This is a genomic window from Streptomyces sp. NPDC000941, from assembly GCF_053599555.1.
In genome coordinates this window covers 1-6498 of sequence record NZ_JBSFMM010000370.1, presented here as the reverse complement: position 1 = coordinate 6498, position 6498 = coordinate 1, and the positions used below count along the sequence as shown (strand labels likewise).

Annotated in this window: 4 protein-coding genes and 1 pseudogene; 1 reads left to right on the top strand and 4 read right to left on the bottom strand. The window is 72.7% G+C overall.

Annotated features, from left to right (window positions below):
• Positions 1–141 precede the first annotated feature (141 nt).
• A complete protein-coding gene (locus ACWDSL_RS50990) occupies positions 142–1404 on the top strand; it encodes a tyrosine-type recombinase/integrase (protein WP_450496301.1) in 1263 nt (420 codons plus the stop codon).
• A gap of 226 nt (positions 1405–1630) precedes the next feature.
• Here ACWDSL_RS50990 and ACWDSL_RS50985 read toward each other — a convergent pair whose 3' ends face one another.
• The 4 genes and pseudogenes from ACWDSL_RS50985 to ACWDSL_RS50970 all read right to left on the bottom strand — a co-directional run.
• Positions 1631–3031, bottom strand: coding sequence for a Cys-Gln thioester bond-forming surface protein (locus tag ACWDSL_RS50985; RefSeq protein ID WP_450496300.1), 1401 nt, complete (start codon positions 3029–3031; stop codon positions 1631–1633).
• A 204-nt stretch (positions 3032–3235) separates the two neighbouring features.
• The gene (locus tag ACWDSL_RS50980) at positions 3236–3850 is read right to left on the bottom strand and encodes a single-stranded DNA-binding protein (protein ID WP_450496299.1); all 615 of its coding nucleotides are present in this window, start codon (positions 3848–3850) and stop codon (positions 3236–3238) included.
• 91 nt (positions 3851–3941) lie between these two features.
• Positions 3942–6095, bottom strand: a complete 2154-nt coding sequence (locus tag ACWDSL_RS50975) for a GTPase (protein WP_450496297.1) — start codon at positions 6093–6095, stop codon at positions 3942–3944.
• Positions 6092–6498 (bottom strand): annotated as a pseudogene (locus ACWDSL_RS50970) (ATP-binding protein); the annotation flags it as partial. The pseudogene ACWDSL_RS50970 and the gene ACWDSL_RS50975, both read right to left, overlap by 4 nt.

Sequence of the window (6498 nt, the reverse complement as noted above, 5' to 3'; positions counted from 1 at the left end):
CGGGCGCCCGGCCGGCGGGCCACCCCCGACCGAGTGCCGGTGTAGCGGCCCGCAACCCCCCCCCCCCCCCCCCCCCGGGGGGGGGGGCCCCCCCCCCCCCCCCCCCCGCTCCGATCTGCCCGAGAAGGGATCTCAGCCTCAATGGCAGGCCACATCCAAGACCGTTGGTACAAGACCGAGCCCGGCCCGAACGGCAAGCCCGTCAAGGTCAAGACCGACCGCCACGGCACCGGCATGCGCTACCGCGCCCGGTACATCGGCCCCGACGGCACCGAGAAGTCCAAGAGCTTCCCCGACCGACAGAAGCGCCTCGCTGAGCAGTGGCTGACGCACATCGAGGCGGACATGTCGCGCGGGCAGTACGTCGACCCGACCGCCGGTCGAATCACCTTCCGGCAGTACGCGGAGAAGTGGCTGGCTGCCCTGACGACGGATCTCACCAGTCGCGCGGCGGTCGAAGGACGTATCCGGCTGCACGCGCTGCCGCATCTCGGTAGCCGCCCCATCGGATCGTTCCAGGCCGAGCACATTCGTGACTGGATCAGCCAGCTCGAAGAGACCGTTCAGGCTCCGGCGTACCGGCGCCACATCTTCGAGGCTGTTTCCTCCGTGCTGAACGCGGCCGTTGACGACAAGCTGTTGGGCTCGAATCCCTGCCGAGCGCGGTCCGTCAAGGCACCGCGTGCGCTGCCGACGCGGGTGCACCCCTGGACGGCAGAGCAGTTGTTCTCGGTCCGTGCTGGGCTCCCAGAGCGCTACCGCGCGATGGCCGATGTCGGCGGCGGGTGCGGTTTGCGGCAGGGGGAGATCTTCGGTCTCGCCGTCGACAACATCGGGGATCTCGGTTGGCTGTATGTACGCCAGCAGGTCAAGAAGGTTCGCGGGACACTGGTCTTCGCCCCGCCCAAGCGTGGCAAGCTGCGGGACGTGCCGCTCGACCGCGAGGTGTCGGCAGCACTGGCGGAGCACATGAAGGCGTTCCCGCCTGTGGAGGTGTCCCTGCCTTGGCTCACACCGACCGGCCCGAAGGTCACCAAGCGACTCGTCTTCACGGCCTACGCGGGTACTGCGCTGTGGAGCAACGCGTTCAATGCCCAGGCGTGGAAACCGGCGTTGTCGGCCGCTGGCATCATCCCGAGGCCGGAGAGGGGCCAGCGGCACGCGGTCGCACGCGAGCACGGGATGCATGCCCTGAGGCACTTCTACGCCTCGGTGCTGCTGGACGCTGGGGAGAACATCAAGGCACTGAGTCTGTACCTGGGACACAGTGATCCAGGCTTCACGCTCCGGGTGTACACGCACCTCATGCCGAGCAGCGAGACACGGACACGAGCGGCCATCAGCGCCATGTACAAGACGGCCGGTCGCACCCATGACGGCCCACAGACGGCCCAAGCAGCCTGAGACGGCCCCTCACTGGTGAGAAACATGCTGGTGAGGGGCCGTTTTGACCCCGACTCCGGCAAGTAACACCCCATCTTGCCGTACGCCAAGCTCGCGACGGAAACCCATTCCCCACCGCTTACGAGTCGCCCATCACAGTTCCCCATCCCAGTCGCCCAATCCATACGAAAGGGCCGGAGCCTGTTCCGAGGCCCCGGCCCTTTCAGCGATTACTTCGAGTCAGCGATCACTCACCCGCCGGAGCCGCCTTCTTCTTGCGGACGAAGAAGACCGCGCCGCCACCGATCACGACGAGCGCCACGGCGACACCCGCGATGATCGGGGTGTTGCTGCTGCTGCCGGTCTCGGCGAGGTCGCCGCCGCTGCTGTCCGCGCTGCTGCCGCCGGCCGACGCCGGGCTCGGCTGCGAGGACGGGGTCTCGTCACCGCTGCCACCGCCGGTGCTCGCGGTCTTGCAGTCCAGCACGCCGGAGAAGGTCTTCTCGAAGCCGTTCGGACCGGTGATCGTGAACTTGTAGGCCTGGTCCTCCTTCACCGGGGCGGTGACGGTCTCGGACTTGCCGGCCTCGATGGTGTGCTTCTCGCCGAGGAGCTCGAAGGTGAACGCCTCGTCGCCCTTGTTCGTCGCGGTGATGTCCACGCCGCCCTTGGCGCAGTTCTTCTCGGCGGACAGCGCCGGGATCGGGCCCTTCTTCGCCCAGTCCGCGGTGGCGGTGGCGGAGACGGTGGACTCGCTGGAGCCGGCCAGGATCTGGGTCTGGCTCTTGGTGGCGCTGGCGAACGCGCGGCCGACCGGGACCTTGGTGGCGGCCTGGGCGGTCAGCGAGGCGCTGCCGTCGGCGGCACCGGCCGGCACGTCGAAGTAGAGCTCGCTGCCGTCGGAGGCACTGGTGACCGTCTTGCCGTCCTTGTCGACGACCTTGACGCCGGAGGCGGCGGTGTCACCCGGGGCGACCGTGACGCTGTCCCCGTTGGTGTGGACCTTGATCGGGCCCAGGCGCTCACCGGACTTGCCGGAGACCGCGGGCGGGTCCAGGGTCAGCGACGCCTTGGGCTCCTCGAGGCTCTGCGCGCTCTTCTCGAGGTAGTCGGCCAGCTTCTCGGCCGCGGGGTCGGCCGCGTCGACGTCGGCGCCGTCCGAGAAGCGCCAGATGGCGACCTGGGTGCCGGCAGCCGCGGTCTTCTCCGTCAGAGGGCCGGAGTCCGCCTTGGCCGCGAGCGCGGAGAGGTCATTGACCTGCGGGTAGGAGTTCTGCAGGATCCAGTTGATCTTGCCCGCGTTGGTGTTGTGCGCCAGCGATGTGGCGCTCCAGGACTTCTCCTCGTACTTCGCCTTGCTCTGCGTCGGGTTGTGGAGGTCGATGCAGTAGGTCTGGATGGTGCCGCCGTTGTCGACCGCCATCTCGAACAGGCCGGCGCCGACCTTCTGGTCCTTGCCCTTGTCGTGGATGACGGCCTGGTCAAAGGTCTTGAGACCGCTGAGCGTGGCGGTGGCACCGCCCTGACTCGGAGGCGCATCGTCCGCTGCGGCGGTACCGGCCGTGACTATCGCACCCGCCGCGACCAGGCCCGAGGCCAGGACAGCGGCGGCAAGGCGAGCAACGCCCCGCCTCTTTACAGAAATCATGGTTTCCCCTTCGGGCGAGCGCCAGTCTGTGGGTGCGCCTCGCCAGCGAACTCAAAACTCAGAAGCCCCCGTTGGCACCAGGGATCCTAGGGAGAACCCTCGTCCCGTTCCCCAGGAATACCAAGGCCCAACCGATCCGAATCGAAATCGTTATCTCATCACACCGTCACCCCTGACCTGGCTTTATCGATAAATCCCCGAGAATCAGGGGGATGTTGTCCCAGTCGGTACGTTTAAAAGAGGTTTAGCCTGCGAGACCCGGCGAAACGCGGATGTACCACGCGCCAGATCGTGTCCGACCGCCACCGCGTCGATATCCGCGGTGATCCACCGCCTGGCCCCGCCGCCGTCCTCCCGCAGCCGATCCCCCGGCCGCTCCGCCCCCTGCCGATCAGCCCCCGGTCGCCCCGTCCCCAGTTGCCCCGTTCCCGGTCGCTCCGCCCCCAGCCCCTCCGCCCCGGGGCGCTCCGTCGGCCGCTCGCCCGGCCACCCGCCGCGCGGCTCTCCCCGCCGATCCCACGGCCTGTCACCCTGCCGATCCCCCGGCCGCTCTTCCGCCCGCTCCCGTACCCGTAACGTGCCGTGCACGACCAGCGGTTCGCCGAGCGAGACCGACGCCGCCACATTGACCGCGAGCCCCCGCCAGGCCCAGACCGTGTAGAAGCTCGTGTACGCGTCCATCCACGCTTCCCGCGCCCGATCCCAGCGCCGCGCCGTCACCGCCAGCCTGAACCGGGCCACCGCGACACCGGCCGCCGTCTCCCAACAGTCCGGCCGCGTCGCGGTATTGCCCATCACCGTCAGCCAGGTCTCGTTCAACCGAGCCGCCTCCCCCGTCACTTCTCCGCGCTCGCATCCCCTTCCGCCTTCATGCTGCACCCGATCGCGCAAGCCCGCGGGGGCCTGTGGGCTACTCCCCGGTTGTGGACAACTCGGCCCCCCGGCCGGGTGAGCCGAGCCCGCCCGCCACGGCCCCGCCCGCCGCGATCACGTACTGCTTCCGTACCTCCCGGTAGCGCGCCAGCTCCGCCGTCACCGGCGCCAGCACCCGCGTCAGCCCGCGCTCCGCGGCCACCTCTCGAATCCGCTGCTCCGCCGCCAGCCCGTACCGCCGCGCGGGCCCCCGGGCCGCCAGCCCGCACCCCCAGGCCAGCGCCGGACCGCCGACCCCGGCCGCCGCGGCCGGCAGCGCGGGCAGCCACCACTCCACACCGCCGAACACCCCGGCCACCACCGCCAGCAGACCCGCCACCCCCACCAACAACACCGCCGCCAGCGCGACTTGCGCCGCAGCCACCACCGACCACCACAGGGGCCGGGACAGCCGACGCTCCGCCGTCGCGGCCACCGCCTCGTCCACCGCGTCCGGCAGCCCCTTGCCGCCCCACGCCGCCGCCTCCCGTACGGCCTGTGCCCAGGGCGCGGGCAACCCCGCCGTCGCCTCGTCCGCCAAGGCCCGTACCGCCTCCTCCACTGCGGGCCGGGCGGTGACCGCGGCCACCGCCGCCGCCTTCGCCCTCGCCCCCGGGATCTCCAGCGCCGTCCCGGCCCGTCCCCCGCCCGCGCCACTGCTCGTTCCGCCCGCGCCACTGCTCTCCCCGCCCACGCCGCTGCTCCGCCCGCCCGCCCTGTCCTGCTCCCACGACCACACAGCACCCGCCCGCCTCCGCTGCCGCAGCCGCCCCCAGGGGGTCCCGCACGCCCACCGCGCGTCGCGCAGCCAGGCGCGCTCCGCCGCCTGCCCGGCCGCCACCGCGCCAGCCGCGTCCGCCAGCCGCTCCTCGAACTCCGCCCGGGCCCGCGCGGAGAAGCCGACCGGCGCCCCGTCCGCCACGTACTGCGGGCGCAGCCGCTCCATCGCGCCGTCCACATCCGCCGCCAGCCGCCGCTCCGCCGCCCCGCATTCGGCGGTGAGCCGGCCCAGGGCCTCCCGCAGCTCCCCGATGCCCGCGCCGGTCACCGCGGACAGCGCGAGGACGGTCGCCCCCGGCTCCCCGTGCTCGCCCAGCGCGAGCCCGTCCTCGTCCAGCAGCCGCCGCAGATCGTCCAGCACCTGGTCGGCGGCCTCGCCGGGCAGCCGGTCCACCTGGTTGAGCACGACGAAGGTCACCTCGGCGTATCCGGCCAGCGGCCGCAGATAGCGCTCGTGCAGCACCGCGTCCGCGTACTTCTCCGGGTCCACCACCCACACCACCGCGTCGACCAGCCCGAGCAGCCGCTCCACCCGTTCGCGGTGCCCCGGGGCCGCCGAGTCGTGGTCGGGCAGATCGATCAGGACGAGCCCGCGCAGCGTCGGGTCGTACGGATAGGCGGGGCGGCGGCGGTCCCGGTGCGGGATGTCCAGCCGGTCGAGCAGGCCGTCGGCGTGGTCGGTCCACGCGCAGGCGAGGGGCGTGGCGGTGGTGGGGCGCCGGATGCCGGCCTCGGACACATACGCCCCGGCCAGGGCGTTGAAGAGGGTGGACTTGCCGCTTCCGGTGGCCCCGGCGAGGGCCACGACGGTGTGTCCGAGCGGATGCCGCCCCCGCGCGACGGCCTCGTCGAGCACCCGCCCCGCCTCGCCGAGGGTGCGCCCGTCCAGCCGGGTGCGGGACAGCCCGACCAGCTCGCGCAGCGCGTCGAGGCGCGGCCGCAGGGCGCCGGTGACAAAGCCGCGGCCGCCGTGCTCGTACGCCGGCGTGTACGGCTCGCACGCCGCGCCGCCGCGCGCCCCGGCGTACCCGCTCTGCCGCGCGCCGTCCCCCTCGCCATACCTCTCGCGGTACCTCTCGCGGTACGTGTCGCCGTACGCCTGGCCGCCCCCTTCGCCGTACGCCCCGCCACGCCCTCCGCCATACGCCCCTTCGCGCCCCTGGCCGTACCCCTCGCCGCGGTTCGCCTCCCCCACCGGCCCATTCCGCCGCTCCTCCGCCGCGACGGGCGGTCCGGGCGGCCGGCCCACCACCCGCCGTGCGATCAGGCCGTCGTCCCATGTCTGCCGGGGTGGTGCGGGCTCGCGGGCGACGCTCTCCTGAGGGGGCGCGCTTTCCGGCTCGGACGTCGCAGTGGCCGTCACGGCCGTCACCTCTCCTTCTGCAGTACGGACAGCGCGGCGATGAGCCGGACCTGGTGGTCCGGGGTGACGTCGAGGGCGTCGAGCGGGGCCAGCCGCCGGTCGCGCTCCGCCGCCAGGACCCGTCCGACGCAGTCGTCGAGCAGCCGCCGACCGCGGTCGCCCAGCCGCAGCGCGCCGTGCGCGCCCAGCGTCTCGGCCAGCCGCTCGCCCGCCGTACGGGTGCGGCGCCCGCCGATGAGCGATGCCACCAGCAGCGCTGCGGCTTCGTCGGGGGCGCAGTCGGCGCCGCCCTCGGCGGCCCGGGCGGCCACCTCCTCCTCGGCCAGCTCCTCGACACAGCGCCGCCAGCGCCGTACGGCCACGCCGATCCGCTCCCCGGCGCCGCGCGCGTCGCACGGCGCGAGCCCGGCGC

Excerpts from the sequence above, each read along its gene's own strand:
- ACWDSL_RS50990 (WP_450496301.1), top strand. The coding sequence starts at position 142 with ATGGCAGGCCACATCCAAGACCGTTGGTACAAGACCGAGCCCGGCCCG.
- ACWDSL_RS50985 (WP_450496300.1), bottom strand. The coding sequence starts at position 3,031 with ATGATTTCTGTAAAGAGGCGGGGCGTTGCTCGCCTTGCCGCCGCTGTC.